Here is a 25,244-nt window from a genome sequence, read left to right on the forward strand (position 1 = left end):
CTTGCAACCACTGAGCCGCCGAACCGAAGCGGTCGCTTAATGCCCGCTTTGCCTAACTCCAACTTTACAGTTGAGTCGAACGAACATGCAGAACGAAAAGGTCATGATCATAACGGGCGGAAGCTCCGGCATCGGTCGGGCGGCCGCGCTTCGTTTCGCCAACCAAGGCGACAAGGTGCTCATCACCGGCCGCCGCGCCGGCCCCGTCGAGCAAACGGTGGCGGAGCACAAGAATATCGCGGGCATCGTTGCGAATACCGCCTCTGCTGAAGACGCCAAGCGGACCATCGCCACGGCGGTCGACAACTGGGGCCGAGTGGATGCGCTCGTCAACAACGCCGGCGCGGGCGCCATCCTTCCGATATCCGATGCGACAGCCGATCGGATCACAGACATCTTTTCCGTCAATGTGCTCGGTCCGAGCCTGCTGGCCCGCGCCGCCCTTCCTCACCTGAAGGCGACGCAGGGCACCATCATCAACATCTCCTCGACCTTCGGTCACCGGCCGGCAGCGGGACTATCCCATTATGCCGCCAGCAAGGCGGCGCTGGAACACCTGACCCGCTGCTGGGCGCTCGAACTCGCGCCGCTCGGAATAAGGGTTAATGCCGTCGCAGCCGGACCCACGGAATCCGGCGCCTTGACCGGGATGATGGGGCTGTCTGCGAAACAGGCAGCAGCCGTCAAGGAAGACGAGCGCGCACGGATTCCGCTCGGGCGGCGCGGCGTTCCCGAAGATATCGCGGAATGGATTGTCCAGCTTGCGGGCCCCGCCTCGCAATGGCTGACGGGCCAAGTTCTCGCCGTCGACGGCGGCTTGGGACTGGCTTAGTTTCCGAGCCGCCCAACCGCATCCGCCGAGCTTCTCCTGACCCGCATGCGAGCGAAGATCGATGATCTTTGCCGCGAGCGAGACGTCCTGTGGAACAGCACCGCGGTTTTGGCCACACGCGAAGTTGAGATGGCTCAAGCGAACGCGCCCGACGGGGATAGAGTTGATCTCGTACCGAGTGGCATGAGCGCGCTCAGGTGCTGTTACGGTTGCGAAGCCCGGACTCCTAGGCACTCCGGGCTTTGCTTCATCGTCGGGTACAACGACTGCGACCAAGGAGCAGGCTCCGGAGAGCGGCTCCGGCGGCTTCTTTGGAAGGAACGTCGGCAGCGCGGGTCGACCGCGGACCATCGGCCTCGGCGACAAACAGAAGCCGGGGCTGATTACCGTTTGGGCTGTTTCGCCGGCACCGCCCGGGCCATCCGCCCACTTGCTGACGGCCGGATCGTACAGAAGATCGGCGTCGCAGTGCGCGCAAGACGTAGCTCCGGCAGCCTTCGACGACATCGTCTGACGCAACGCTCATGGCTTGCCCCAGGGCGGAAGGCTTCCTACCTGAAATCATCGAATTCCGCGCACGCCAGCTTGGTATCGCCCGTCGCGCCGGCGCAAGTGCATCGCGAAGAGTTGCGGGCGCAAGCTATTCCCGCGCCCGGGGGAGAGCCGCCTCCAGCTTCGTCTTCTGCTTTTCCCAGCGGGTCTCGTCGGCTTGCGGGCGTCCGTCCAGAGCGACACGCTAGTCCTCGATCGCGCCCGTCCGCGGCCCGCCGGACATCGGGACAAAAATGCACTGGCGAGGCGACGGAATGCTTGAGCCCCAACGCCGCTGTGATGCGGGCGGAGGCGCTTTCGCGCAAGCCGGGGGAATGTAGGCGCCATCGCATTCAGCCGCAGCGGAGATCCGGCGATCGGAGAGTTCGGCGACGCTAAGCTGATCCGGAAGTTCGGCGAGGTGCCGGACGATCTCAGCGCGCTCTGACGGGCGGCGACTTCGCTTCAGTCGTCGCTCGGACCGGCGGCATCTCTCGGCTCTAGCAAGTTCAGCGCAGTCTCGATCTGGGCGAGCAATACCTGGATTTCCTCCCGCTCGTTGGGCCCAGGATCGCTTTCCAGTCGCTCCAGGAGCGCCTGCTTCCGCGCGAGCAGCTTTGCGACCGTCGACATCGCGCCTCCCTATGCTTTGCATCTACAAAGAAGTTGGTGCGCCCGCGACGAACTTGCCAGTCTCGGCTCTGCGAGGCCCGGGCCGATTTCTTCGGGGCACTATTTCGCCGGCGGCCGCAGGGGGCCGTCGACCCACTTGCGGGTGGCGGGATTGTGCAGCGGATCGTCGTCGCAATCGGGGCAGACGTAGCGCTCCCCGCCTTTGGCGGCCTCGTCGCGGACGAGCTTCATCGGCCGCCCGCAGTGAGGGCACGGCTTCCGGATAAGGTGCAGCATCGACATCTGGCTTCCCCCGCCGCGTTCAGCCTAGTGCCGTTTGCCGGGCGGGCACAAGCGACGTCTTGACGCGAATCGCGCCCCGCACTCAAATCCAGCTTTCAGTGATGTTGCGGGGTAGCGTCATGGAAGAGTTCTACAGGGGCTTCGCGCAGCGTGCGCGCGACCTGGCGGAGAAGGCCGATCCGTTCACCCGCCGGCGGCTGCTCGATCTGGCCAAGAGATACGACGCCAAGAGCAAACCTCTCGCGAGCGCCCGGCCGTCGCCACCACCTCGCAGTCCTCCCGCCACATACCTCGCCAGATCCGGCGAAGCATGACGAAGGGCGGCTCGGCAGAGGTCAAGTGCGACGCCTGCAACGGCTCGGGGCGGCAGCCGGCGCGCGAGACCGCGCCCGGCCGCAGGATCTTCCCGGGCCGCTGCGCGAAGTGCGGCGGCAAGGGGCGCGTACCGAAGGCCAAGTGAAATTTCTCCCGGCCACTCTCCGCTGCTTCTGCCGTGCACGGCGCAGCGCCGCCTCCAGTTTCGTCTTCAGCTTCTCCCAGCGGCCCTCCTCGGCTTGCGCGCGTTCGTCCAGAGCGGCGCGCTCGGCCTCGATAGCCTCCGCCTTTTCCTCGTGCTCACACCGGGCCTTGTCCAGCGCGTCTTGCGCCTTGGCGACCGCTTGCTCGCGCCGTTCGCGCTGCTTCGCCCGGGCCGCCTCCTCCTTGCGACGCTCGGCCTCACGCCGCTTCTGCTCCCGCTCGAACTTCAGCGCCGCCTTGCGGGCCTGCTTGTCGCTGATCTTGGAAGGGGCGGATGCACACATTGAGTTCGGCACTTCGGCGACAGATCGGCCCAAGCCAAAACTGGGCCCTCTGGTCGAAGATCGGGCCTACGGCGCGATGTTGGGTCTCTCCGTTGGAGACGCCCTCGGCGTGCCGCTGGAATTCTCCGAGCGGGATTCCCTGCCGCACGTGTCCGAGATGATCGGCGGCGGCCCATTCGGGCTCAAGCCGGGAGAATGGACCGACGACACCAGCATGGCTCTGTGTCTCGCCGATTCGCTGATCGCCCAAAATGCGCTCGACGAGATCGACTTGCTGAATCGTTTCGCGCGGTGGTGGAAGCAAGGCGAGAACAGCGTCAACGGTCATTGCTTCGACATCGGGATCACCACGCGGCAAGCTCTGGATCGCTTTGTCCGGCTCGGGACCCCGGCCGGGAGCGGACCCCACGACAAGAATCACGCGGGGAACGGCTCGCTGATGCGATTGGCACCGGTTGCGATCTTTGCTGCATCGGATGTGACTGAAGCCGTGCGTCTGGCGCATCGCCAGAGCATGACAACCCATGCCAACGCTCTGGCGGCAAAGGCCTGCGAATTCTTTGCGACCCTACTGGTCGAGGCCATGCGGGGCTTGGACAAGAACACGGTGCTGCGATCGAGGTTCTGGTTCAGCCACGACGAACTCAACGGAATGGCCTCCGGCAATTGGGTCGGCAAGACACGCGATGAGATATCTTCCACCGGATACGTGATCGCGACACTGGAGGCTGCGCTCTGGTGCGTGCACCGCACGTCCTCCTTTGAGGAGGCCGTGATCCTCGCGGTCAATTTGGGTCACGACTCCGATACCGTGGCCGCCGTCACCGGCCAGCTCGCCGGCGCCCTCTACGGCCGCGCCGGCATCCCGCAGCGCTGGCTCGAAAAGCTTGCCTGTCGAAAGCAGATCGAGGATCGCGTGGCGTCCCTGCTGCGCGCCAGGAAGCAAGCTCGCAAGACGAAAGCCCAACCAGGTCGAGAAGAAGCACATCACCTACGCGCAGGTCGTCGAGCTCTATCTCGGCAGCGGCGGCAGTCCGTCGAACGAGTACCTGGTGAAGTATTCCCACGGCCCAGCAGAAAACCCGAGCGGCACTTTGGATCCTGGACAGAAGGTGGCGGTGAAAGATGGCATGCGCTTTAGGGTTGCCGGAACTGGCGAGTCGTAACCCCTTCGTCAGGGACCTGGAGGAGCTCGGTTACCACCTCGACTTCGTCGGCGGCTACTTCGTCATCTACCGTCTGCCCTACCTCGACGAGGAGGGCAGGCTGAAGTACGGCGACTTGGCCAGCACCCTCGACCTTAATGGAGCGGTGATCGATCCGCCGACCAACAACCACCAGGTCTGGTGGCGGGCACCCGCCCGTTCGACCAGCAGAAGCGGCAGATCAGGCTCGGCGGTGGCGTCCATCAAGTGATGGTAGCACCGGATCTGATCACCGACCAGTCGTTCTCGTTCAAGCTGCAGGAGAGCGGTACGAACCGAGACTACCGCTCGTTCGAGGAGAAGGTGCAGACCTATCTCCACGCGATCACAGCTCCGGCGATGGCGGCGTATCCGGAGGCGACGCCGTTTGGCGGCATAGCGGTGAAGGCCGCGGCCCAGGGTAGCCCGCTGCGCATTCCCGACATGATGTCCTCGAGGTATCACATGAACGACGTCTCCTCCCTGCTGCGCGGCAAGCGCGTCGCCATCGTCGGGCTGGGTGGGACCGGCTCCTACATCCTCGATTTCGTCGCGCGAACGCATCTGGATCGCATCGCGCTCTTCGACGACGACAAGGTGCACGTCCATACGATCTTCCGGATTCCGGGATTCATCGTTGATGCGATCGGCAGCCTCAAGGTGGACGCGCTGGCGCGGCAGTACGGCAACTGGCATTCGGGCCTCGAGCCGGTGCCCGAGCGCATAACCTTGGCGAACATCGACCGCCTGGCCGGGTTCGATTTCGTGTTCGTGTCGGTCGACGACGGTCCAGCACGCAAGCTGATCGTCGATTGGCTGAGCGCGCGGGGAATTCCCTACGTCGACTGCGGCATGGGGCTGGACTGGTCTCTGGCGGGTCTGAGCGGGTTCGTCCGCATCACCGGCACCGATCGCAAGGCCTACGACGACAACGTCGGAAGCGCGCGGCTGCCCATCGAGAACGCCAAGGAGAACGAGTATCGCAAGCAGGCGCAGATCACGGAGTTGAACGCGATGAACGCCATCATGGCCGTGATCAGGTTCAAGCAGCATTTCAAGCTGCTCGATCGTCTCGACGAGGCGACGTCGTACATCTTCGATACAGCGACGATGGAGATGGAATAGAACGTATGATCAGCTTCTCATACCGGGCCGTCGAACGCCTGCCCAAGCAACTCGAACAGGGCGTCCTCTATCACTCTCCCGAATTCGAGGTCGCGGCGCTTTCCTGCGCCTGCGGTTGCGGACATCGCGTCATGCTCCTGGTGCCCGACAGTCATCAGGTGTCGCAGCAGAACGGTTTCGCGACCGTACAGCCGTCGATCTCGGTCTGCGACGCGCCCTGCAAGTCCCACTACATCATCACGTCCGGCGAGGTGCAGTGGCTCGCCTCCTTCTCAGACGCCATGGCCTCCGCGACGATGCGCGGGCAGATCGCCCGGCATGTCGGCCGCGAAGCCAGGCTGCAGACTTGGACGAGTTGGATCCGCATGATCGCAGCGAGGGCGTTCGGACGGCTCAGGCAGGTGTTGCGAATGTGATACGTGAGGCACGCGATCCCGGGTCGCGTACTCCGCAGGCCCCGCTCACGAAGACTGTAGTTCTCCGTCAGCGATGCAGATTATTGCTGACGGCGCAGATCGCCCGTGGCAGTGTTTTTTTGGGGATCACGGTGCTCCACCGTGGTGCTCCCCCGCTAAAATCCGGCGGTTCAGGAAGAGCCTGATTTTGAAGGACTTTTCCCCTGCTAAAATTCAGTGGCGGAGAGAGTGGGACTCGATCCCGTCCAGAGTGAGTGACGGGGCAAAGAAACGTCCACGCCGACTGCCTTGTGATCAAGCAGCGTACTGCCGGCAGTGATCGGGCATTTGGCAAGCACGTAGCCGACTTCACGCTCGATCGGTCGCATTTCAAAACAGTGGTACGCAGCGTGGTACAAGTACTGCGCAGAGTAGAAGGTTAAGTCCTAACCTATTGAAATTGCTGGTAGCGGGGGAGGGACTCGAACCCCCGACCCCAGGATTATGATTCCCGTGCTCTAACCAGCTGAGCTACCCCGCCACAGGGATCGCGGCGGCGCATAAGGCCGATCTCGCGAACGCGCGGCATATAAGGAAGGGGGCAGCGGGAAGTCAATCCGCGTTTGCTAAAAGCTTCGGCGCGCCAAGGCGCTCGAGGTGGAAAAGCGGTCGATTTCGCCGCCGGAATTGCCCTGCTTAACGCGCCAGACCGGCGGAGAGTCCCCTCACCCGGAATCCGCGCTTTTTGTGCGGATTCCAGCCTCTCCCCGCAGGCGGGGGAGAGGCGAAGAATCGGCCTATTTCGGCCTCACGTTCGGGTCGCCGCCAGGGCTGCCGGGGGGTGGGATCACCGGGGTGTTGCCGCCGGTGTCGGGCGCTGGGGCATGCATCTCGGGGTCAATGCCGGAGGGCGGGCAGAGCACGCCCTCGGATTTGGCCAGCTTGTCGCCGAGCGGTTCCCGGGACTGGCCCGTGGTCGTGCCGTCAGCCGGACGGTTCGGGCGGTCCTGCGGTGTACAATTGGCCGCATGTTGCGGGGATGGCGGCGCGGTCTGTTGTGGCGGCGTCGCCGGGGCGGGCGGGGCCTGCGCGATCGCGCTGCCAGAGGCGGCGATGAGGAGGCCCGCTAGGATGATGTTTGATGTCGTGCGCATGGGAAGGAAACGCGCGTCTCGCGCGCCCCGTTCCCTGCCCGCACGATCACGATTTGCGGTAGCGGATCAGCGAAAAATGTCCCATCGGCGGCATGGGGCGGCGCTCGGCAAGCGTGACGCCGCCGTGCCTTGCGGCCCAGTTGACGAGGCGGGCCCACGGGAATTCCGGGCGCCAGCCGAGGCGGCGGGCGACGGGGGCGAAGGCGAGTTCGAACAGCTTTCGCGGGCCGCTCTCGGCGCCGATGTGGTTGACGAGGATCAGTTCGCCCCCGGGCTTCAAGACACGCACGAATTCGTCGAGCGTGCCTTCGGGATCAGGCACGGCGGTGATGACATATTGCGCAACCACCGCGTCGAAGAAATTTTCGGGGAAGGCGAGATTCTTCGCGTCCATCACCGAGAGCACTTCGACATTGGAAAGCCTGAGCGCACGCACGCGCGCCTGCGCCTTGCGCAGCATCGGCTCGGAGATGTCGACGCCGCAGATTTTCGTGGTGCGCGCATAATCCGAGAGCGACAGGCCGGTGCCGACGCCGACGTCGAGGATGCGGCCGCCGATGCGGTCGGCCTCCGCGATAGTCGACTGCCGTCCGGCGTCGAACACCTTGCCGAACACGAGATCATAGACCGGCGCCCAGCGGCCATAGGCCTTCTCGACCCCGGCCCGCGAGATGTCTGCTGCCATGCCCCTCTGCCCCGGATGCTTAAAACGAAAAGAGTCTTGGTTGAAGAGGTGAAGGCCGCGGGCTCAGTCCACCACTCCCACAAGCAGAGATCGGATCGCATCGGAAGATGCGATCCGGGTGAGGGATTGCGGTCTCAATCACAGCCGCGGCCCCTCACCCGGATTGCACTGGACGATGCTTCGCATGGCCAGCAGCAATCCGACTTCTCCCCTCCGGGGAGAGGTGAACCCAGACCGACCGTTGTGCTTGATATCGTCATCCGTCAGCCGCGGACCGCCTCAGCAAGCGGCCTTGCCGTGCTGCTCGCAAGCTTCGCCGCGGCACTCTGAATAAAACCGCCGCCGAGCACGCGCGCCTGTCCGCTAGGGGCGTCGTAGAACACGCAGGCCTGGCCCGGCGAGACGCCCTCCTCGCCGGCGACGAGCTCGACCTCGTAATGGCCATTGCCGCCGCGCAGCCACGCCGGCTGGGGGCTGCGGGTCGAGCGCACGCGCACGAACATTTCGAGGCCGCCGCCGATGGCGCCGTCGATGTCGCCATCGCCGATCCAGTTGACGTCGCGCAGCACGATGCGGTGCATCTTCAGGGCATCGCGCGGACCGACCACGACGCGGCGGTTTGCGGCATCCAGCCGCACCACGAACAGCGGCGCGGTCGCCGCGATGCCGAGGCCGCGGCGCTGGCCGACGGTGAAATTGGCGATGCCGTTGTGCTGGCCGAGCACGCGTCCATCGAGATCGACAATGTCGCCGGGGTCCATCGCGTTCGGCCGCAGCCGGGTGATGATGTCGGTGTAGCGCCCGGTCGGCACGAAGCAGATGTCCTGGCTGTCGTGCTTGTCGGCGACCGCGAGCCCAAACCGGCGCGCGAGCTCGCGCGTCTGCGGCTTGGTCATGTCGCCGAGCGGAAAGCGCAGGAAGCCGAGCTGCTCGCGCGTGGTCGCGAATAGGAAATAGCTCTGGTCGCGGTCGCTGTCGGCTGCGCAGACCAGCGCGCGTGAGCCGTCATTGAGGCGGCGCGAGGCGACGTAGTGGCCGGTGGCGAGCGCGGTGGCGCCCAGTTCGCGCGCGGTCTTCAGGAGATCGCGGAACTTGACCGAGCGGTTGCACTCGATGCACGGCACCGGCGTCTCGCCGAGCGCGTAAGAGTCGGCAAAGTTGTCGATGACGGATTCGCGAAAACGGTCCTCGTAGTCGAGCACGTAATGGGGAATGCCGAGCTTGGCGGCGACGTCGCGGGCGTCGTGGATGTCCTGGCCGGCGCAGCAGGCGCCCTTGCGATGGGTCGCGGCACCATGATCATAGAGCTGGAGCGTGATGCCGACCACGTCGTAACCCTCAGCCTTGAGCAACGCAGCCGTCGTCGAGGAATCGACGCCGCCCGACATGGCAACGACGACCCTGGTATCCTCAGGACGGCCTTCGAGATCCAGACTGTTGAGCATCGGCCTTAGATTCTGACGGCAGCGCGCGGCGCATCCGCGATTTCTTGCTTCTCGCGGGACATCGGCGATCCCCGGGAACTTCAGTTCCCGAAAGGCACGAGGGCCCCGGTCGAAAGCGGCTGAGAGTGACCTCTTTAATATAGGCCGCATTCCGGTGAAGCAATCACGCGGGCGGCCAGCTGAGGGCAATTCTTGCCGGGCAGGCAGAAATGACGGAGTCGCGGCAGGCGCGCGGCGGCCGCACCGAGACATCAAATCATTGATTTTATTGCCGAAACACTCAGGAAGGGACCCTGGCCCGCTCCTTGCTACCCCCATGCCATAGAAGTTTCCAAGGGGTCGCCTGTGGTTGGTCGGACGTTAGATGTCGTGGCAAGCGTGCAAGTCCAAAGCGCGCAGCAGAAGCCTGCCCGGTCGCAAGCCGCGAAAGACACGTCCGCGGCCGATTCCTTCGGCTCACTGGTCGACAGCAACACCCAGGCGATCAGCAACAATACAGGCTCGCAGGCGCAGGACACCGTGCCGCGCCGGAGCGACTCTGCTTCGTCGCCCTCCTCGGACAGAAATGCGCGCGACACCTCGTCCGCAAACGAGCCCTCGCAGAGCAGGGCGAGTGACGGCGCTGACGCGTCGGCGCCCGCCAAGACCGATGACGAGAACGACAAGACGAGCGACACGATGACCGATCCGGCCAAGGACGCCGGCAAGACCAAGGACAAGGCGGAGGCCTCCGACGCCAAATCGGCGGACACGTCCGACGAGACCAGGGGGGACAAGACCGACGGCACCGACACTCTTACCGCCGCCGTCGATGCGGGTAGCGCCGCAACGACCGATGCGAGCCCGATCGCCGTGCCCGATCCGAACGCGATCGTCGTTGCCGCCCCGGTCGTGCCAGTCGATCCGGCTGCGAACCAGACCACCAACTCCGCCTCCCCCCTGACCATCGCCGCCGCCGGCCTCGCCGCCAGCGCCTCCACCGCAGCACAGATCCAGGGCGCCAAGACCGACATCGCCACCGCGGGCGACAAGAGCGCCAAGACCGCGAGCGCCAAGGTCGATGCGGACACCACGACCACGCTCGGCGAGACCGCAACCGCCACGAGCGAAGCCACCGCGACCGATGCGAAAGCCAATGGCGGCCTGATCGCCGTGGACCAGGGCACGCCGAAGACCTCGTTCAAGGCCGCGGCCACGGCGCAGGGCCAGACCGACATCTCCAATATCGGCCAGGGCACCGGCAAGGCAAACGCCGCCACGCCGCCAGCAGCGGGCGCAGCGACCCTCGACGCCGCCGCGCATCCGCAGGCCGCCAAGGCGCAGGCAGATGACGGAACGGCTGACGCCAGGGCAGTCGGCACCGAGCGCACCGCTGATGCGACATCCGGCGCGTCCGCCACGCACGCTCATGCGGGGCCGCAGGCGACTGTCGCCCCGACGGATACCAGCGCACAAGTCACCTCCGCGGTGCAGGCGCCGCTGACCAATACCACCTCGGCTGCGACCGCCTCGACCGCGACGCTCACCGCGACCTCGGCAAGCCACACGGCGGTGCCGATCAGCGGCGTCCCGATCGAGATCGCGGCTGCGATACGCGCCGGCAAGTCGCGGTTCGACATCAGCCTCGATCCGATCGATCTCGGCAGGATCGACGTCCGTATCAATGTCGACCGCAACGGCCAGGTCACCTCGCATCTCACCGTGGAAAAGCCGGAGACGCTGCAAATGCTGCGTCAGGATGCGCCGCAACTGCAGCGCGCGCTCGACGATGCCGGCTTCAAGACCGGCAGCAACGGGTTGTCCTTCAGCCTGCGCGACCAGAATTCATCTAACCAGAACTCCGGCCAGGACAACGACAATGGCGGCAATACCCGCCGGTTGATCATCAGTGAGGACGAAACCGTTGCAGCAGTGCCCGTCGGGCGCAGCTACGGCCGCACGCTCGGATCGAGCAGCGGCGTCGACATCAGAGTGTAAGGAGTATTCGACATGGCCACCACGAATGCCGCCACCGCCCCTTCCGTCGTCTCCGGGACGACCGACATCCCGAAATCCTCGTCAAGCTCGAGCCTGGGCTCGTCCACCGGCGCGACGCTCGCCGGCAATTTCCAGACGTTCCTGACGCTGCTGACGACGCAGCTGCAGAACCAGAACCCGCTCGATCCGCTCGACACCAACCAGTTCACCCAGCAGCTGGTGCAGTTCGCCGGCGTCGAGCAGCAGCTCAAGACCAACGATTCGCTGGCCCAGCTCGTCACCCTCCAGCAGACCACGCAGGCAACCCAGGCGCTGGGCTTCGTCGGCAAGACCGCCCTGGTCGACGGCTCGACCGCGACCATGAAGAATTCATCGGCGACCTGGCATCTCAACGTGCCCTCCGATTCGACCGTCGACATCACCGTCGCAAATGCCAGCGGTCAGACCGTGTTCACCGGCAAATATACCGCCGCCGCCGGCACCGACATCCCCTTCACCTGGAACGGCATGGGCAATGACGGCACGCAATGGCCCGACGGCAAGTACACGATCTCGGCCACCGGCAAGGATGTAGCGAACAACACTGTCGGCATCGCCGCGCAGGTGCAGGGCACGGTATCCTCGGTCGACCTGACCCAGTCGCCGCCGCTGCTCACCATCGACGGCGCCAGCTACACCCTGAGCCAGGTCAAGAGCATCATCGCCACCGCCAGCAATTAACAGAGGTGCCGCTACACACTGGGTGTCGTTCCGGCGAAAGCCAGGACCTTGCCGCGTGATCCATCGATGAGGCCCTGGTAGCAGCACTGCAAAAGACTTTCTCATCAGGAGTCCTCGCCAATCTGCTGGGGTCGCGGCCTTCGCCGGAGGACAATTTGGGGCCTCCCAACACCGCGCGCAGGCCTCGTTCGTTAGTAAAGTATTTACGAAATGCTCCCTGACCGGCCTGGACGCCCCCGTCCCGCCCGCGGAGACGAGCGCGTTCCAGCCAGTTTCAACGAGAATTGTATTGAAGCCTTAGGCTTAGCGGATTTTTAAGCCGCGACGCGTAGGGTCATGGCGTGAGTTCAGTGGTTGAGAGTTTGTGAGTACGCCATGACAGAACCCCATCGCCCGAGGGTAAAATACGTCATCGGGCCGGACGGCAGTCCGTTGACGATCGCGGATCTGCCTGCACCCGGCACCAAACGCTGGGTCATCCGCCGCAAGGCCGAGGTCGTCGCCGCCGTTCGTGGCGGACTTCTCTCCCTCGAGGAGGCCTGTAGCCGTTATACCCTGACGGTCGACGAATTCCTCTCCTGGCAGTTTTCCATCGACCAGCACGGTCTGGCGGGTCTTCGCACCACCCGCATCCAGCAATATCGCCAGTAAGCGATCCGGAAACCTGCGGCTTTTGACGAAAATCGGCCTCGCCCTGCGAGGCCGATTTTTTTCATGACGTTAACTTTTGTCCGACCTCTTAACCGTCGTTAACCATATCGAAACCATCACCTAGGCAATAATTGCCCACTCGGCCTTTCCAGTGAAAGCGGCCGAAGCTGGTTGGGGCGGTTGCTTGCAAGGTCTTGCGGACTTTTTGAAAAGTATCGGAGCCGCCCGATTCGGGGCGATGATCGCGGTCACCGCCGCGCTCATCGGCTTTTTCGCGTTCGTCATCATGCGCGTCACCACGCCGCAGATGACGACCCTGTTCACGGACCTCAGCGTCGAGGATTCCTCGGGCATCATCAAGGACCTGGAACGCCAGGGTATCCAGTTCGAGATCCGCAACGAGGGCTCCATCATCATGGTGCCCAAGGACAAGGTCACGCGCCTGCGGATGAAGCTCGCCGAGGGCGGCCTGCCGAAGGGGGGCGGCGTCGGCTACGAGGTGTTCGACAAGTCGGATGCGCTCGGCACCACCTCTTTCGTCCAGAACATCAATCACCTTCGCGCCCTCGAGGGCGAGCTCGCCCGCACCATCCGCGCCATTGACCGCATCCAGGCCGCCCGCGTTCACCTCGTGCTGCCCGAGCGCCCGCTGTTCGCGCGCGAGGCGCCAGAGCCGTCGGCCTCGATCGTGGTCCGCGTCCGCGGCTCACTGGAAGCCCAGCAGATCCGCGCCATCCGCCACCTCGTCGCCTCCGCCGTCAACGGGCTGAAGCCGCAGCGGGTCTCAATCGTCGACGAGGCCGGCCAGCTGCTCGCCGACGGCGCCGCGACCGATCCGGAGCAGGCGGTCGGCGACGAGCGCCGCATCGCCTTCGAGAAGCGGATGCGCAAGCAGGTCGAGGACATCGTCTCCTCCGTGGTCGGCTCGGGACGCGCCCGCGTGCAGCTCTCCGCCGATTTCGACTTCAACAAGGTCACCCAGACCTCGGACAAATTCGACCCCGAAGGCCGCGTGCTGCGCTCGAGCCAGACCCGTGAAGAGCAGAGCATGACCGCCGATAACAACGGCCAGGTCACCGTCAACAACGAGCTGCCCGGCAACCAGCAGAACAACGGCGTCGCGGCCAAGGACCAGAGCAAGAAGAGCGAAGAGACCAACAATTACGAGATCTCCCGCATCACCAAGACCGAAGTGACCGAGGCCGGCCGGGTGAACCGCATCTCGGTCGCGGTGCTGGTCGACGGCATCTATTCCAAAAACGACAAAGGCGAGCTCGCCTATCAAGACCGCACCAAGGAGCAGCTCGACCGCATCGCAGCGCTGGTGCGCTCGGCGATCGGCTTTGACCAGAAGCGCGGCGATCAGGTCGAGGTCGTCAATCTGCGCTTTGCCGACGCCCCCTCAACCGCGCCGATCGGCGAGCCTGGCGGCTTCCTTGGCATGCTCCAGTTCACCAAGGACGACGTCATGTACTTCGTCGAGCTCGGCGTGATGATGCTGCTCGGCCTGGTCGTGCTGTTCCTGGTGATCCGCCCGCTGGTCAAGCGCATCCTGGCCTCCGACGAGATGGCTGCCGCCATCTCCGGCGTGCTCAGCGGCCCGGCGAGCTCCGAAGAGGCCGTGCCCGCCGGCCAGCCGCTCCTGCCGAACGCCGCCGCAAGCGCGATCGACGTCGCCACCATCCAGGGCCAGGTCCACGCCCAGTCTGTTCATCGTGTCGGCGAGCTCGCCGAGCGCAATCCCAACGAAACCGTCGCCATCGTCCGCCAGTGGCTGGCCGAACCCGCGAAATAACCCAAGCTAACTGAATCAAGAAGTGATCTGACATGGCCGCCGCATTGCAAAACGCCAACAGCAACGACATCACCAGCGTGATCTCCACGCTCGGTCAGCGGGCCAACACCCGTGCCAAGGACGGCAAGCCGGCCGAGCAATTGTCCGGACCGAAGCGCGCCGCGATCCTGATGCTGGCGCTCGGCGAGCAATACGGCGGCAAGATCTGGTCGCTGCTCGACGACGACGAGGTGCGCCAGCTCTCGCTGGAGATGTCGACGCTCGGCACCGTCGAGGTCGACACCGTCGAGGACATGCTGCTCGAATTCGTCTCGCGCATGTCGGCCTCGGGCGCGCTGATGGGCAATTTCGACGCCACTGAGCGGCTGCTGCAGCAGTACCTGCCGCCGGAGCGCGTCAACGGCATCATGGACGAGATCCGCGGCCCCGCCGGCCGCAACATGTGGGAAAAGCTCTCCAACGTGCAGGAAGAGGTGCTCGCGAACTATCTCAAGAACGAATATCCGCAGACCATCGCGGTGGTGCTGTCGAAGCTGAAGCCGGAGCACGCCGCCCGTGTGCTCGGCATTTTCCCCGAGGAACTCGCGCTCGACGTCGTCAACCGCATGCTGAAGATGGAAGCGGTGCAGAAGGAGGTGATCGAGAGCGTGGAGAAGACGCTGCGCACCGAGTTCATGTCCAACCTGTCGCAGACCCGCCGCCGCGACGCCCACGAGGTGATGGCGGAAATCTTCAACAATTTCGACCGCCAGACCGAGACCCGCTTCATCACGTCACTGGAAGAGGACAATCGGGAATCGGCCGAGCGCATCAAGGCGCTGATGTTCACTTTCGACGACCTCGTCAAGCTGGATTCCGGCTCGGCCCAGACCCTGATGCGCAACGTCGACAAGGACAAGCTCGGCGTCGCGCTCAAGAGCGCCAACGAGGACGTCCGCAGCTTCTTCTTCGGCAACATGTCATCGCGCGCGGCCAAGATGCTCCAGGACGACATGGCGGCGATGGGCCCCGTGCGTCTGCGCGATGTCGACGAGGCGCAGGCGCTGCTCGTCAACCTCGCCAAGGACCTCGCCGCCAAGGGCGAGATCATGCTGACCAAGAACCGCGCCGACGACGAGCTGGTGTACTGATGGGCGCTCCGGCAAAATTCCTGTTCGATACCGACTTCGCCGCACCCGAACGCTCGACCCGCGAGAAGCCCGCGACGGCGTCCGAGATCGCCCAGAAGATCGCTGAAGCCGAGGCACGCGCCTATCAGGACGGCTTTGCCGCCGGCCAGCGCGAGGCCAAGGCCGAGAGCGACCGCCGCGTTGCGCTGGCCATGGAGGAGATCAACATCGCGATCCGGGGCATCGCCTCCGGGATCGGCAACATCGAATCCAAGATGGAGACCGAGGCTGTCGACGTCGCGGTCGCGGTGGCCCGCAAGCTGTGCGCCGATCTGGTCGCCGCCGAGCCGCTCGGCGAGATCGTTGCACTCGTCAAGGACTGCTTCTCGCATTTGGTGGCGACGCCGCATCTCGTCGTCCGCATCAACGACGCGCTCTACGACGCTGCGCGCGACAAGATCGAGCGGCTCGCCAAGCAGAGCGGCTTCGAGGGCCGGCTGGTGATCCTTGCCGAGCCGGAGATTGCCACCGGCGACTGCCGGATCGAATGGGCCGATGGCGGCGTCGTGCTGGAGCGCGGCGCCATCGCGGCCAAGATCGACGAAATGGTCGGACGCTACATCGCGTCCCGCAGGGGGAATTAAGCCATGAGCGACACCGACGGACAGGTCCCGCTGCCCGATCTCAACGGCCCGATGCCGCCGACCGGTACCGATGTCGGCTATACCGAGGACGAATATGCGTCGCGCGTCGCTGCCGACCTCGAAGCCGTGTTCGACGTGCCGGTGCAAGTCTCGGCCGTGCTCGGCCGCTCCAAGATGGATGTCGGCGAGCTCTTGAAGCTCGGGCCCGGCACCGTGCTCGAGCTCGATCGCCGCGTCGGCGAGGCCATCGACATCTACGTCAACAACCGCCTCGTCGCCCGCGGCGAGGTGGTGCTGGTCGAAGACAAGCTCGGCGTGACCATGACCGAAATCATCAAGACCGAACGCGGTTAGCACGAATAAAGACAATGACGCGCGACGGCGCGACCAGACGGACAGGAGACTGACATGCGGCTTCTCATCGTTGGCACCTTGAAGGGCCAGCTCACCACGGCCACCAAGATCGCGATGGAGAACGGCGCCACCGTGACCCATGCTGAGGATCACGAGCAGGCGATGCGCGTCCTGCGCAGCGGCAAGGGCGCCGACCTCCTGCTGGTCGACGTCGCGCTCGACATCCGCGACCTCGTGATGCGGCTGGAGGCGGAGCACATCCACGCTCCGATCGTCGCCTGCGGCATCACCAATGACGCCCGCGCCGCGGTCGCCGCGATCCATGCCGGCGCCAAGGAATACATCCCGCTGCCGCCGGATCCGGAGCTGATCGCCGCGGTGCTGGCTGCCGTTGCCAACGATTCCCGCGAGCTGGTCTATCGCGACGAGGCGATGGCCAAGGTGATCAAGCTTGCCCAGCAGATCGCAGGCTCCGACGCCTCGGTGATGATCACCGGCGAGTCCGGCACCGGCAAGGAAGTGCTGGCCCGTTACGTCCACACCCGCTCGGCCCGCGCCAAGCGTCCGTTCATCTCGATCAACTGCGCCGCTATCCCTGAGCATCTGCTGGAATCCGAGCTGTTCGGTCACGAGAAGGGCGCCTTCACCGGTGCGATCGCCCGCCGCATCGGCAAGTTCGAAGAGGCGACGGGGGGCACGCTGCTGCTCGACGAAATCTCGGAGATGGACGTCCGCTTGCAATCGAAGCTGTTGCGCGCCATCCAGGAGCGCGTGATCGATCGCGTCGGCGGCACCAAGCCTGTCGCCGTCGACATCCGCATCATCGCGACCTCGAACCGCAATTTGGCTGAGGCCGTGCGCGAAGGCACGTTCCGCGAGGATCTGCTGTTCCGTCTCAACGTCGTGAATTTGAAGATCCCGCCGCTGCGCGAGCGCCCCGCCGACATCCTCGAGCTCGCCCAGCACTTCGTGAAGAAATATGCTGAGGCCAACGGCGTGCCGCTGCGCCCGATTTCGACGGAGGCGCGCCGCGTGCTCTCCACCAACCGCTGGCAGGGCAACGTCCGCGAGCTCGAAAACACCATGCATCGCGCGGTGCTGATGGCGCAGGGCGACGAGATCGGCGCCGACGCAATCATCACGCCGGACGGTGACCGCCTCGACCTCGCCAGGACCGCGCCGGCCGTGGCGCATGCGACGATGGCCGCCGAGCAGGTGACACGTGCGCTCGTGGGCCGCACCGTCGCCGATGTCGAGCGCGACCTCATCCTGGAGACGCTGAAGCACTGCCTCGGCAACCGCACCCATGCCGCCAACATCTTAGGAATCTCAATCCGCACACTGCGCAACAAGCTCAACGAATACGCCGACGGCGGCATCCCGATCCCGCCCGCAGGCACCCCGGGCGAATATCCGCGCATGCCGATGGTAGGGGCGTAGGCGGCGCTCACGCTGATCGAGAATGTAGATTCCCGGGCCCGTCCCGGGCACCTTGTTTGATGCAGGCTGCCAACCTCGTCATTGCGAGCGCAGCGAAGCAAATCCAGAATCCCTCCGCGGCGACACTCCGGATTGCTTCGCGGAGCCTGTCATCGGGCCGCGCTTTGCGCGGACCCGTTGGCTCGCAATGACGAACCTCAAGAGCATCCTTCGCGTGACGGAACCGCGCCCCGTGGCTAGGCCATCCGCGCGCCAAGCTCTATAACTCCGCGAGAACCACACGAGGACAAACATGTCGGAAGCTCAAATCACGGACTGGCTGGCGTCGCAGCGGCAGGCGATGATCGATCTGTTGCGCGATGTCGTGAACATCGATTCCGGATCTTACGACAAGGAAGGTGTCGATGCGGTCGGTGCGCAGTTCGAGCGGCATTTTTCCGAGCACGGCATTCCGTTCCGCCGCGAAAGCCACGGCACGTTTGGCGACGCGATCCATGCCGAAATCGCAAAGCCCGGCAGCAACGAGAAGCCTGTCCTGTTGATGGGGCATCGCGACACCGTGTTCGGCAAGGGCGAGGCCGGACGGCGTCCGTTCACCATCAGGGATGGCCGCGCCTATGGACCCGGCGTGGCCGACATGAAGTCCGGGCTGGTCATGAACGTGTTCGTGGCGACCGCCTTCCACAAGTTCGGCGGCAATCCGCATCCAATCAAGCTGCTGATCACCTCGGACGAGGAGATCGGCTCGCCGTCCTCGCGGCCGGTGATCGAGCGCGAAGGGCGCGCCGCGCGCGCCGTGTTCAACGCCGAGCCGGGCCGCCCCATGGGGAATATCGTCACCGGGCGCAAGGGCGGCATCTTCATGCATTTCGCCATCACCGGCAAAGCCGCCCATTCCGGCGCCAATTTCGCCGCCGGCGTCAGCGCGATCGGCGAGCTCGCGCACAAGATCGTGCAGATCCATGCGCTGACCAATCTCGACAAGGGTATCACGCTCAATGTCGGCTTGGTCTCGGGCGGACAATCCGTCAACACCACGGCGCCTTACGCGGAAGGCCAGATCGATCTGCGATATGTCGATCCCGCAGACCGCGCGACGGTGATGACCGCGATCGAGCAGATCATCGCGACGTCCTATGTGCCGGGCACCAGCGCGACGCTGACCATCAAGGGCGAGTTCGTGCCGGTGGTGCAGAGCGCGGAATCGAAGGCGCTGTTTGAAGGCTATCGGGCCGCGGCAAGAGAGGTTGGCCTTGCCACGCTCCAGGGCGAGTTCTCGGGCGGCTGCGCCGATTCCGGCTTCACCGCCGCGGTGGGCACGCCGACCATCTGCGGCCTTGGGCCGGTCGGCGGGCTCGCGCACACGCCGGAGGAATATCTCGAACTCGACAGCATCGTGCCGCGCGCGCAGGCGCTGGCGCTGGCGATTCTAAGAGGGTGAGGGAGGCGCCGTAGGGTGGGCAAAGGCGCGCTTGCGCCGTGCCCGCCATTTGGCTTCACTGGGTAGAAGTGGTGGGCACGCTTCGCTTTGCCCACCTTGCGAGACCTGCCAAGCTCTACGAATAACTCGGCGCGTCGGGCCTGCGGAAGATGTGGATGGGGTCGCCCGGCACGATCGGTTCGCCGCTGAACATCGCGTAGGCGTAGAGCGCGAGATAGGCAATCGCGAGCGCGCCGATGGCGTAGAAGGCCCAGGTCGCGACGCGCTTCATCCATCCGCTCCATTGCCGCCTCCGATCCGGCGGGCTCAGGCGCTTCTAAAGCGGTGGCGGGGAAAACGCCAGCCTTGCGCCAGAGCGATCGCGGCGATCAAATGCCGCGCCGGGCGCGCGCAGGGACGCTGACGTCTGCAAGTTTGACCGCGTCTTCGTCCTGGTCGACGGCCACGTACTGGCCGTGCCAATAAGCCAGCGCCGCAGTCCGCCTCGAGCTTTTGATATCCCTGACACGGCCGATGACGACGCCGTGCGAATGCCGCTCGATGATCTCCTCGACCTCGCAATCGAACGCCGACAAGGCGCCGACCAGGAGCGGAACGCCCGACACCGCCCTCACCCATTGGGCGCCCGCGAAGCGGTCGGCGCCCTTCAACCCGCCCTTGCCGGCAAAACGTTCGGCGACATCGAGCTGATCGGCATTGAGGATGTTCACGCCGAAGGCACCATGGCGGCGGATCAGCGGAAAGGACGAGGCCTCGCGATTGATGCTGACCAGCAGCGTCGGCGGCTCGACCGACAGCGAGCTCACCGAGGTCACCGTCATGCCGCTGATGTCGCTGCCCCGCCCGGCGGTGATGACGCTGACGCCGCCGGTGAGATGGCGCATGGCGCCGCGGAAATCGGCGGACGAGACGGGGATTTCGGTCATGAGATCGCGAGGCACTACATTCATGGCGTTGCTCCCCGAAGCGGGGTTCCCTGTATTTAGGTACGATCGTCCGCCGATAACAGGTGGCTCAGGATCGAGCCTTCGAGGCCGGCAAGCTCTGTTGAGCCACGCTGACGCGGCCGGGCCGCGTTAACCGTGACGTCATGAGCGATCCGGCCCTCCTCGATCACCAACACCCGGTCTGCCAGCGCGACGGCTTCGGAGACGTCGTGGGTGACAAGGATCGCGGTAAAGCCCTGGTCGCGCCAGACGCGCTCCAAAAGGCGCTGCATCGAAATCCGGGTCAGCGCGTCCAGCGCACCGAGCGGCTCGTCGAAGGCGAGCACGCGCGGCCGGGAGACCAGCGCGCGACCGAGCGCGACGCGCTGCTTCTGGCCGCCCGACAGCACCGACGGCCATTGGTCGCGCTTCTCGGCCAGCCCGACCTCACTCAGGGCTTTCTCGGCGCGCGCATGCGCATCCTCCGACGCGCGATCGCGGCCGAGCCCGACCTCGACATTGGCGAGCACACGCGCCCAGGGCAACAGCCGCGGCTCCTGGAACATGACGCGGATGTCCTCGGGCTGGATATCATGGCCGAAGCTGATGCTGCCGGCGTCGATCTTCTCCAGGCCGGCGATGAGCCGCAGCAGCGTGCTCTTGCCGCAGCCGCTCTTGCCGACGATGGCGACGAACTGGCCGGCGGGAATGTGCAGATCGATGCCGCGCAGCACCTCGTTGTCGCCGAAGGATTTGCGCAAGCCCCGGATGCTGAGCGGCAAACCCGCGGCAGTCGCCGGGCGGTCCTCGCGCACCACACGGGCATGTGGCGCGAAATTGGCGCGGCTGGCGAGGTCGGTTTCCGGAAGGGAGCTACGAACCGCTGTCTGCATGTCACTCTCAACGTTTCTGGAAGGCGGGGTGCCAGGAGAGCGTCAGGCGCTCCAGCACGCGGGAGGCGCTGTCGGCGAGCTTGCCGAGCAGGGCATAGATCAGAATCGAGAGCACGACCACGTCGATCAGCATGAACTCGCGCGCCTGCATCGCCATGTAACCGAGGCCCGAGGAGGCTGCGATGGTCTCGGCGACGATCAGGGTCAGCCACATGATTCCGAGCGCGAAGCGGATGCCGACGAAGATCGAGGGCAGCGCGCCCGGGAAGATCACCCGGCGGAACAATTCGCCGTCGGTCATGCCGTAGATGCGGCCCATCTCGATCAGCTGCGGATCGACGGTGCGGATGCCGTGCAGCGTGTTGAGGTAAATCGGGAAGAAGACTCCGAGTGCCACCAGGAACAGCTTTGCGCTCTCGTCGATGCCGAACCACAGGATGACCAGCGGGATCAGCGCCAAATGCGGCACGTTGCGCACCATCTGCAGCGTGGTGTCGGTGAGCTTGGCCGCGAGCTGCGACAGGCCGTTGGCAAGCCCGAACGCGAAGCCGATGCTGCCGCCGATTAAAAAGCCCATCGAGGCGCGCCAGAACGAGACCCAGATGTTGCGAACGAGCTCGCCGGAGAGCAGCAGCTTCCAGCCTGCGAGCACGACGTCGCTCGGCGCCGGCAGCACCCGCGTCGGCACGAAGCCGGTGACGCTCGCGACCTGCCAGATCGCGATGATGGCGAGCGGCACGATCCACTGAATGAGGCCGTCTGCCCGCGGCAGGCGGACGCTGCGCGGAAGGGCAATGCCGTCGATCACGCTCATGATTGCGACACCCGATGCTGCGGACGGAAATCGCTGCCGACCGTTTCGCCGAAGGGGCCGCCGTTGAAGTGCAGCTTCGTCACGTTGCTGGGCTGCTCCAGCGCGAGCAGCGGGAAGACCAGCTCGGCAAAGCGATAGGCTTCCTCCAGATGCGGGTAGCCCGACATGATGAAGGTATCGATGCCGAGATCCTGATACTCCCTGATGCGCGTGGCGACGGTCTGGGCATCGCCGACCAGCGCCGTGCCGGCGCCGCCGCGCACCAGGCCGACGCCGGCCCACAGGTTCGGAGCGATCTCCAGCCTGTCGCGCCTGCCGCCGTGGAGCTGCGCCATGCGCTGCTGGCCGACGGAGTCCATACGGGCAAAATTCTTCTGCGCCAGCGCGATGGTCTCCTCGCTGACATGCTTGATCAGCTCGTTCGCGGCACCCCAGGCCGCTTCATTGGTCTCGCGGACGATCACGTGAAGCCGGATCCCGAAGGACAGCTTTCTGCCGCGCGCGGCGGCGACGTCCCTCACCTTCGCGATCTTCTCGGCAACAAGAGCCGGCGGCTCGCCCCAGGTGAGATATTTGTCCACGGTGTCGACCGCGACATCGATGCCGGCATCCGACGAACCGCCGAAATAGAGCGGCGGGCGCGGCGACTGCACCGGCGGAAACAAGAGCTTGCCGCCCTCGATATGGATATGCTTGCCCTCGGCATTCACGGTCTTGCCGGCGAGCAGATCGCCATAGACGTTGAGGAACTCGCGGGTGACCTCGTAGCGCTCGTCATGGCCGAGGAAAATGCCGTCGCCCTTGTTCTCGACGGGATCGCCGCCCGTGACGACGTTGACGAGAAGCCGACCGTTCGAGATGCGATCGAGCGTCGCCGTCATGCGTGCGGCCACGCTCGGCGATTGCAGGCCCGGACGAACGGCCACGAGATAGCGCAGCCGCTCGGTGAACGGCGCCACCGAGGAGGCAACGATCCAGGAATCCTCGCAAGACCGCCCCGTCGGCAGCAGCACGCCGAAATAGCCGAGCTGATCGGCGGCCTGGGCGATCTGGCGCAGATAGTTGAAATTGACCTCACGGCCGCCGATGCCGGTGCCGAGATAGCGCCCGTCGCCGTGGGTCGGCAGAAACCAGAGGATGTTGGCGTTCGCTTGCTTACTCATGGTGTTGCTCATGATCCTGATTTCCGAGCCACGTCGGAAATCTTGATGGATTTGGGGATCAGGCCCAGCGCGAAGAACGCGTCGGCAACCTGCTGCTGGTCGGCGATGACGGCATCGGTGATCGGCTTGACGCCGTAGGCCTGCCGCTTCAGCGCCACTTCGACCACGGGGACCGACAAACCGATCGACGGCGCGAGCTGCTCGGCCACCGCATGGATGTCGCCCCTGGCCCAGTCGTCGACTGCGCTCAGCTCCGTGAGCACGATGTCGACGATCTTCGGGTTGGCTTCGAGGAATTTCTTGGAGGAGAAATAGAACTGGTAGTTGGCGACGATCTCGGTGCCGTCGGCGAGCATGCGCGCACCGGTGGCGGCCTCCGCTGCGGCCTGGAATGGATCCCAGATCACCCAGGCATCGACCGCGCCGCGCTCGAATGCGGCGCGTGCATCGGCCGGCGCCAGGAACACCGGCTCAACTTCCGAATATTTGACGCCCGCCTTCTCCAGCGCCTTGACCAGAAGATAGTGGACGTTGGAGCCCTTGTTCAGCGCGACCTTCTTACCCCTGAGGTCGGCGACCGACTTCAGCGGGCTGTTCCTCGGCACCAAGATCGCTTCGCCCTTCGGCGCCGGCGGTTCATAGGCGACATACTGGATCGGGGCGCCGGCGGCCTGCGCGAAGATCGGCGGAGCTTCGCCGGTGTTGCCGAAATCGATTGCGCCGACATTGAGCGCTTCGAGCAGCGGCGGACCGGAGGGAAATTCGGTCCACACCACCCTGTAGCCATCGGCGGCGAGCTTCGGCTCCAGCGTGCCCTTGCTCTTGAGCAGCACCAGCTTGCCATATTTCTGATAGCCGATGCGGACCACCTTGTCCTGCCCGTAGGAGGTGCCGACCGCAGCGGCGACGATGCCGATCGACAGCACGATGGCCGCGATCAGACGCTGAATGATACGCCTCATGTTCAAACCTTTTGAAATCGGGAGAGTGGTGGGCACGATCAGGCTGCCGGGTTGCGCCAGACGATGTCGCGGATGACGATCGGCTTCGGGATCAGGCCGAGCCTATGAAAGCGGTCGGCGACGCCCTGCTGGGTCGCGACGATGTCGTCGGTGACTGGGCCGACCACGAAGTTCGCGCGGTTGGCGGCGACGGTCTGGATGTCCAGCGGGACGCCGGTGATCGCGGCAAGCGATTTGGCGACCTCGTCGCGGTGCTGCTCGGCCCAGTTACCGGCCGCGGTCGTCACATCGACGATCTGTTGCAGGACCACTCCGTGGTTCTTCGCGAACTCGCGGTTCGCGATGTAGAAGGAGTTGGTCTTGGTAACCTCGCGCGAATTGATCAGGATGCGGCCGTTCTGCTTGGTCTCACCGATCGCGAAATACGGATCCCAGATCGCCCAGGCCTCGATGCTGCCATTGGCAAAGGCGGGGCCGGCGTCCGGCGGCGTCAGATAGATCGGCGTGATGTCAGCATAGGCGAGCCCCGCCTTCTCGAGCGTCTGCACCACGACGTTGTGCGCGCTGGACCCCTTGGTGAAGCCGATGCGCTTGCCCTTCAAGTCGGCGATCGTGCGGATCGGGGAATCCTTCGGCACCAAGATGCCCTGGCCGTTGGTGATGGGTTGGCCGGCGGCATAGACGATCGCCGCGCCCGCCGCCTGGGCGAACACCGGCGGGGAATCGCCGACCGAACCAAAGTCCAGGCTGCCGACGTTCATCGCCTCCATCATCGGCGGGCCCGAGGAGAACTCGATCCATTTCACCTCGATGCCTTGCGGAGAAAAATGTTTCTCCAGGGCGGCCTGCTGGCGCGCGATGACGAGCACGCCGGTCTTCTGGTAGCCGATGCGAATTTCCTTCACCGCGCCTTGCGCCTTGGCGCGCGAGACGAAGGCGGCAGCGGCGGCAGTTCCGGCAGAGAGTTTCAAGAAGTCGCGACGATGCATTCCAAGCTCCCGGCCGCGTGCGGCCGTCATTCATTCAGGTCTCGTGAATGATGGGGCGCGCTCCGAAAGCTGTCGAGACGCTCGGGAAAATAGCGATGCGAGCACTGCGCGCGCGGCGAAGCGCGTGATTAATCTTTCAAGCGGCGGAGCGAATGAAGATGGAATTTTTCTGCACGCGGATGTGAAGGCCGCGCGGGTTCGGTCTCGAGACTCCCGGCCGGAACCAAAACCGCAAAAACAACCCCATGCACAGTAGCCAGGGCGTGCGAAAACAATGACTTACGCATTATCCGAAGT

At 64.9% G+C, this 25,244-nt stretch carries 28 protein-coding genes, 1 tRNA gene and 2 pseudogenes; 17 read left to right on the forward strand and 14 right to left on the reverse strand.

Going from position 1 to position 25,244, the window contains the following annotated elements:
• Positions 1–85 precede the first annotated feature (85 nt).
• Both IVA98_RS28315 and IVA98_RS28320 read left to right on the forward strand, forming a co-directional pair.
• Entirely contained in the window at positions 86–832 is a 747-nt protein-coding gene (locus IVA98_RS28315; protein WP_524536426.1) for an SDR family NAD(P)-dependent oxidoreductase, read from the forward strand.
• Between the two features lie 792 nt (positions 833–1,624).
• A pseudogene (locus IVA98_RS28320) lies at positions 1,625–1,811 on the forward strand (hypothetical protein); the annotation flags it as partial.
• Between the two features lie 17 nt (positions 1,812–1,828).
• Here IVA98_RS28320 and IVA98_RS28325 read toward each other — a convergent pair.
• Together IVA98_RS28325 and IVA98_RS28330 are read right to left on the reverse strand one after the other, a co-directional pair.
• Positions 1,829–1,996, reverse strand: a complete 168-nt coding sequence (locus IVA98_RS28325) for a hypothetical protein (protein WP_247336072.1) — start codon at positions 1,994–1,996, stop codon at positions 1,829–1,831.
• 99 nt (positions 1,997–2,095) lie between these two features.
• Positions 2,096–2,278 carry a Lar family restriction alleviation protein gene (locus IVA98_RS28330; RefSeq protein ID WP_247336075.1) on the reverse strand — a complete coding sequence of 61 codons (183 nt, stop codon included), beginning with the start codon at positions 2,276–2,278 and terminating at the stop codon, positions 2,096–2,098.
• Positions 2,279–2,397: 119 nt separating this feature from the next.
• On the opposite strand from IVA98_RS28330, the gene IVA98_RS28335 reads away from it, so the two are divergent.
• Positions 2,398–2,592, forward strand: a complete 195-nt coding sequence (locus tag IVA98_RS28335; RefSeq protein WP_247336078.1) for a hypothetical protein — start codon at positions 2,398–2,400, stop codon at positions 2,590–2,592.
• Positions 2,593–2,613: 21 nt separating this feature from the next.
• On the opposite strand, the gene IVA98_RS37795 is transcribed toward IVA98_RS28335, so the two are convergent.
• Entirely contained in the window at positions 2,614–3,081 is a 468-nt protein-coding gene (locus tag IVA98_RS37795) for a hypothetical protein (RefSeq protein ID WP_524536427.1), read from the reverse strand.
• Between IVA98_RS37795 and IVA98_RS28345 the strand changes: the two are divergent.
• The 5 genes and pseudogenes from IVA98_RS28345 to IVA98_RS28360 all read left to right on the forward strand — a co-directional run.
• A pseudogene (locus tag IVA98_RS28345) lies at positions 3,059–4,012 on the forward strand (ADP-ribosylglycohydrolase family protein); the annotation flags it as partial. The gene IVA98_RS37795 and the pseudogene IVA98_RS28345 overlap by 23 nt on opposite strands.
• Positions 3,969–4,247 (forward strand): multiubiquitin domain-containing protein, encoded by a 279-nt coding sequence (locus IVA98_RS37800; RefSeq protein ID WP_524536433.1) that lies wholly within the window; start codon positions 3,969–3,971, stop codon positions 4,245–4,247. The pseudogene IVA98_RS28345 and the gene IVA98_RS37800, both read left to right, overlap by 44 nt.
• Positions 4,225–4,497: a DUF6791 domain-containing protein gene (locus tag IVA98_RS28350; protein WP_247355965.1), complete on the forward strand. Its 273-nt coding sequence runs from the start codon at positions 4,225–4,227 to the stop codon at positions 4,495–4,497. Before IVA98_RS37800 ends, IVA98_RS28350 begins: the two co-directional genes overlap by 23 nt.
• Positions 4,428–5,390 carry a ThiF family adenylyltransferase gene (locus tag IVA98_RS28355; protein ID WP_247355968.1) on the forward strand — a complete coding sequence of 321 codons (963 nt, stop codon included), beginning with the start codon at positions 4,428–4,430 and terminating at the stop codon, positions 5,388–5,390. Before IVA98_RS28350 ends, IVA98_RS28355 begins: the two co-directional genes overlap by 70 nt.
• A gap of 5 nt (positions 5,391–5,395) precedes the next feature.
• The gene (locus tag IVA98_RS28360) at positions 5,396–5,806 is read left to right on the forward strand and encodes a ubiquitination-like system serine protease family protein (protein ID WP_247336083.1); all 411 of its coding nucleotides are present in this window, start codon (positions 5,396–5,398) and stop codon (positions 5,804–5,806) included.
• Positions 5,807–6,249: 443 nt separating this feature from the next.
• Here IVA98_RS28360 and IVA98_RS28365 read toward each other — a convergent pair.
• The 4 genes from IVA98_RS28365 to mnmA all read right to left on the reverse strand — a co-directional run bounded on the left by IVA98_RS28365 (position 6,250) and on the right by mnmA (position 9,069).
• Positions 6,250–6,326: transfer RNA gene (locus IVA98_RS28365), tRNA-Met, on the reverse strand.
• A 256-nt stretch (positions 6,327–6,582) separates the two neighbouring features.
• The gene (locus IVA98_RS28370; RefSeq protein WP_247280363.1) at positions 6,583–6,939 is read right to left on the reverse strand and encodes a hypothetical protein; all 357 of its coding nucleotides are present in this window, start codon (positions 6,937–6,939) and stop codon (positions 6,583–6,585) included.
• 46 nt (positions 6,940–6,985) lie between these two features.
• Positions 6,986–7,624, reverse strand: a complete 639-nt coding sequence (locus IVA98_RS28375) for a class I SAM-dependent methyltransferase (RefSeq protein WP_247306944.1) — start codon at positions 7,622–7,624, stop codon at positions 6,986–6,988.
• Between the two features lie 263 nt (positions 7,625–7,887).
• Positions 7,888–9,069, reverse strand: a complete 1,182-nt coding sequence (gene mnmA / locus IVA98_RS28380; protein WP_247306940.1) for a tRNA 2-thiouridine(34) synthase MnmA — start codon at positions 9,067–9,069, stop codon at positions 7,888–7,890.
• Between the two features lie 345 nt (positions 9,070–9,414).
• Here mnmA and IVA98_RS28385 point away from each other — a divergent pair, with 345 nt between their 5' ends.
• From IVA98_RS28385 to IVA98_RS28425, 9 genes are all read left to right on the forward strand, one after another.
• Positions 9,415–11,046 (forward strand): flagellar hook-length control protein FliK, encoded by a 1,632-nt coding sequence (locus IVA98_RS28385; protein WP_247355969.1) that lies wholly within the window; start codon positions 9,415–9,417, stop codon positions 11,044–11,046.
• Positions 11,047–11,058: 12 nt separating this feature from the next.
• A complete protein-coding gene (locus IVA98_RS28390) occupies positions 11,059–11,766 on the forward strand; it encodes a flagellar hook assembly protein FlgD (RefSeq protein WP_247280367.1) in 708 nt (235 codons plus the stop codon).
• Between the two features lie 375 nt (positions 11,767–12,141).
• Entirely contained in the window at positions 12,142–12,417 is a 276-nt protein-coding gene (gene sciP / locus IVA98_RS28395; protein ID WP_002714638.1) for a CtrA inhibitor SciP, read from the forward strand.
• Between the two features lie 184 nt (positions 12,418–12,601).
• Positions 12,602–14,212: a flagellar basal-body MS-ring/collar protein FliF gene (fliF, locus tag IVA98_RS28400; RefSeq protein ID WP_247306933.1), complete on the forward strand. Its 1,611-nt coding sequence runs from the start codon at positions 12,602–12,604 to the stop codon at positions 14,210–14,212.
• A 32-nt stretch (positions 14,213–14,244) separates the two neighbouring features.
• The gene (gene fliG / locus IVA98_RS28405; protein WP_247306930.1) at positions 14,245–15,342 is read left to right on the forward strand and encodes a flagellar motor switch protein FliG; all 1,098 of its coding nucleotides are present in this window, start codon (positions 14,245–14,247) and stop codon (positions 15,340–15,342) included.
• Positions 15,342–15,965 (forward strand): FliH/SctL family protein, encoded by a 624-nt coding sequence (locus IVA98_RS28410; protein ID WP_247306915.1) that lies wholly within the window; start codon positions 15,342–15,344, stop codon positions 15,963–15,965. Before fliG ends, IVA98_RS28410 begins: the two co-directional genes overlap by 1 nt.
• Before the next feature lie 3 nt (positions 15,966–15,968).
• Complete coding sequence (gene fliN, locus IVA98_RS28415) at positions 15,969–16,319, forward strand: flagellar motor switch protein FliN (protein ID WP_247280371.1); 351 nt, start codon at positions 15,969–15,971, stop codon at positions 16,317–16,319.
• 54 nt (positions 16,320–16,373) lie between these two features.
• A complete protein-coding gene (gene flbD / locus IVA98_RS28420; protein ID WP_247306910.1) occupies positions 16,374–17,759 on the forward strand; it encodes a sigma-54-dependent transcriptional regulator FlbD in 1,386 nt (461 codons plus the stop codon).
• A 292-nt stretch (positions 17,760–18,051) separates the two neighbouring features.
• Complete coding sequence (locus IVA98_RS28425; protein ID WP_247355970.1) at positions 18,052–19,200, forward strand: M20 family metallopeptidase; 1,149 nt, start codon at positions 18,052–18,054, stop codon at positions 19,198–19,200.
• A 115-nt stretch (positions 19,201–19,315) separates the two neighbouring features.
• Here the strand turns inward: IVA98_RS28425 and IVA98_RS28430 are convergent, their stop codons facing one another.
• The 7 genes from IVA98_RS28430 to IVA98_RS28460 form a co-directional block, all read right to left on the reverse strand.
• The gene (locus IVA98_RS28430) at positions 19,316–19,471 is read right to left on the reverse strand and encodes a hypothetical protein (protein ID WP_247306907.1); all 156 of its coding nucleotides are present in this window, start codon (positions 19,469–19,471) and stop codon (positions 19,316–19,318) included.
• Between the two features lie 97 nt (positions 19,472–19,568).
• A complete protein-coding gene (locus IVA98_RS28435; protein WP_247306905.1) occupies positions 19,569–20,150 on the reverse strand; it encodes a flavin reductase family protein in 582 nt (193 codons plus the stop codon).
• A gap of 32 nt (positions 20,151–20,182) precedes the next feature.
• On the reverse strand, positions 20,183–21,019 hold the full coding sequence (locus IVA98_RS28440) for an ATP-binding cassette domain-containing protein (RefSeq protein WP_247306903.1): 837 nt from the start codon (positions 21,017–21,019) through the stop codon (positions 20,183–20,185).
• 7 nt (positions 21,020–21,026) lie between these two features.
• Complete coding sequence (gene ssuC, locus IVA98_RS28445; RefSeq protein ID WP_247306901.1) at positions 21,027–21,833, reverse strand: aliphatic sulfonate ABC transporter permease SsuC; 807 nt, start codon at positions 21,831–21,833, stop codon at positions 21,027–21,029.
• Positions 21,830–22,996 (reverse strand): FMNH2-dependent alkanesulfonate monooxygenase, encoded by a 1,167-nt coding sequence (gene ssuD, locus IVA98_RS28450; RefSeq protein WP_247306899.1) that lies wholly within the window; start codon positions 22,994–22,996, stop codon positions 21,830–21,832. Before ssuD ends, ssuC begins: the two co-directional genes overlap by 4 nt.
• Before the next feature lie 8 nt (positions 22,997–23,004).
• Positions 23,005–23,958 (reverse strand): sulfonate ABC transporter substrate-binding protein, encoded by a 954-nt coding sequence (locus IVA98_RS28455; protein WP_247355972.1) that lies wholly within the window; start codon positions 23,956–23,958, stop codon positions 23,005–23,007.
• Positions 23,959–23,996: 38 nt separating this feature from the next.
• Entirely contained in the window at positions 23,997–24,947 is a 951-nt protein-coding gene (locus IVA98_RS28460; RefSeq protein WP_247306895.1) for a sulfonate ABC transporter substrate-binding protein, read from the reverse strand.
• Positions 24,948–25,244 lie beyond the last annotated feature (297 nt).

It is taken from the genome of Bradyrhizobium sp. 160, assembly GCF_023073735.1.
Lineage (GTDB): Bacteria > Pseudomonadota > Alphaproteobacteria > Rhizobiales > Xanthobacteraceae > Bradyrhizobium.

Coding starts and splice junctions, on each gene's coding strand:
- IVA98_RS28315 (WP_524536426.1), top strand. CDS start 86: ATGCAGAACGAAAAGGTCATGATCATAACGGGCGGAAGCTCCGGCATC.
- IVA98_RS28325 (WP_247336072.1), bottom strand. CDS start 1,996: ATGTCGACGGTCGCAAAGCTGCTCGCGCGGAAGCAGGCGCTCCTGGAG.
- IVA98_RS28330 (WP_247336075.1), bottom strand. CDS start 2,278: ATGTCGATGCTGCACCTTATCCGGAAGCCGTGCCCTCACTGCGGGCGG.
- IVA98_RS28335 (WP_247336078.1), top strand. CDS start 2,398: ATGGAAGAGTTCTACAGGGGCTTCGCGCAGCGTGCGCGCGACCTGGCG.
- IVA98_RS37795 (WP_524536427.1), bottom strand. CDS start 3,081: ATGTGTGCATCCGCCCCTTCCAAGATCAGCGACAAGCAGGCCCGCAAG.
- IVA98_RS28360 (WP_247336083.1), top strand. CDS start 5,396: ATGATCAGCTTCTCATACCGGGCCGTCGAACGCCTGCCCAAGCAACTC.
- IVA98_RS28370 (WP_247280363.1), bottom strand. CDS start 6,939: ATGCGCACGACATCAAACATCATCCTAGCGGGCCTCCTCATCGCCGCC.
- IVA98_RS28375 (WP_247306944.1), bottom strand. CDS start 7,624: ATGGCAGCAGACATCTCGCGGGCCGGGGTCGAGAAGGCCTATGGCCGC.
- mnmA (WP_247306940.1), bottom strand. CDS start 9,069: ATGCTCAACAGTCTGGATCTCGAAGGCCGTCCTGAGGATACCAGGGTC.
- IVA98_RS28390 (WP_247280367.1), top strand. CDS start 11,059: ATGGCCACCACGAATGCCGCCACCGCCCCTTCCGTCGTCTCCGGGACG.
- sciP (WP_002714638.1), top strand. CDS start 12,142: ATGACAGAACCCCATCGCCCGAGGGTAAAATACGTCATCGGGCCGGAC.
- fliG (WP_247306930.1), top strand. CDS start 14,245: ATGGCCGCCGCATTGCAAAACGCCAACAGCAACGACATCACCAGCGTG.
- IVA98_RS28410 (WP_247306915.1), top strand. CDS start 15,342: ATGGGCGCTCCGGCAAAATTCCTGTTCGATACCGACTTCGCCGCACCC.
- fliN (WP_247280371.1), top strand. CDS start 15,969: ATGAGCGACACCGACGGACAGGTCCCGCTGCCCGATCTCAACGGCCCG.
- flbD (WP_247306910.1), top strand. CDS start 16,374: ATGCGGCTTCTCATCGTTGGCACCTTGAAGGGCCAGCTCACCACGGCC.
- IVA98_RS28425 (WP_247355970.1), top strand. CDS start 18,052: ATGTCGGAAGCTCAAATCACGGACTGGCTGGCGTCGCAGCGGCAGGCG.
- IVA98_RS28430 (WP_247306907.1), bottom strand. CDS start 19,471: ATGAAGCGCGTCGCGACCTGGGCCTTCTACGCCATCGGCGCGCTCGCG.
- IVA98_RS28435 (WP_247306905.1), bottom strand. CDS start 20,150: ATGAATGTAGTGCCTCGCGATCTCATGACCGAAATCCCCGTCTCGTCC.
- IVA98_RS28440 (WP_247306903.1), bottom strand. CDS start 21,019: ATGCAGACAGCGGTTCGTAGCTCCCTTCCGGAAACCGACCTCGCCAGC.
- ssuC (WP_247306901.1), bottom strand. CDS start 21,833: ATGAGCGTGATCGACGGCATTGCCCTTCCGCGCAGCGTCCGCCTGCCG.
- ssuD (WP_247306899.1), bottom strand. CDS start 22,996: ATGAGTAAGCAAGCGAACGCCAACATCCTCTGGTTTCTGCCGACCCAC.
- IVA98_RS28455 (WP_247355972.1), bottom strand. CDS start 23,958: ATGAGGCGTATCATTCAGCGTCTGATCGCGGCCATCGTGCTGTCGATC.
- IVA98_RS28460 (WP_247306895.1), bottom strand. CDS start 24,947: ATGCATCGTCGCGACTTCTTGAAACTCTCTGCCGGAACTGCCGCCGCT.